The organism is Haloarcula sp. Atlit-7R, from assembly GCF_003666065.1.
GTDB classification, from domain to species: Archaea; Halobacteriota; Halobacteria; order Halobacteriales; family Haloarculaceae; genus Haloarcula; species Haloarcula taiwanensis.
Genome location: NZ_QXIK01000124.1, coordinates 1 through 437, shown reverse-complemented (window position 1 = coordinate 437; position 437 = coordinate 1). Strand labels below are relative to the sequence as shown.

The following is a 437-nucleotide window of genomic DNA, read 5'->3' as shown; positions in this document are numbered from 1 at the left end:
ACGTCTTGGAACTGATTCGCTCGGTCGAACACCCGTCCGAAGCGTAGGTCGCTCTGGCGAGTCGCCTCGGGGGAGCCTTTTTCTCGTCGCCGCGGGTCGGTGGTTCCATGACTCGCGTACGGACCGCAGGTATCGCGGTGACGGCGCTCGGCGTCGTCGGCTACGGCGTCGGGACCCTCGCCGCCTATCCGGGGCGGGCGTTCTCGGTGACGGCCGTCATGGTCGGCATCACGCTCTGGGCCATCGGGGGTGACGTGCGGTGATTTCGGCGCTCGTCTACCGCGACGACGGCGCGTCGGCCTACGGGGAGACCGCGCTGGACGCGGCGCGGGACGCCGACGGGACGACGTGGGTTCGCGCGACGACCGGCGAGGAGTTCGACCGCGTCGCCGAGGCGTTCGGCATCCACTCGCTTTCGGTCGAGGACGTGCGGAACG

The 437-nt window shown here is 70.3% G+C and carries 1 protein-coding gene and 1 pseudogene; both read left to right on the top strand.

From position 1 onward, the window contains the following. The first annotated feature begins 107 nt into the window (after positions 1 to 107). A complete protein-coding gene (locus D3D01_RS24425) occupies positions 108 to 263 on the top strand; it encodes a hypothetical protein (protein ID WP_004041564.1) in 156 nt (51 codons plus the stop codon). Further along, positions 260 to 437, top strand: a pseudogene (locus D3D01_RS25180) (magnesium and cobalt transport protein CorA); the annotation flags it as partial. The gene D3D01_RS24425 and the pseudogene D3D01_RS25180, both read left to right, overlap by 4 nt.

Excerpts from the sequence above, each read along its gene's own strand:
- D3D01_RS24425 (WP_004041564.1), top strand. The coding sequence starts at position 108 with ATGACTCGCGTACGGACCGCAGGTATCGCGGTGACGGCGCTCGGCGTC.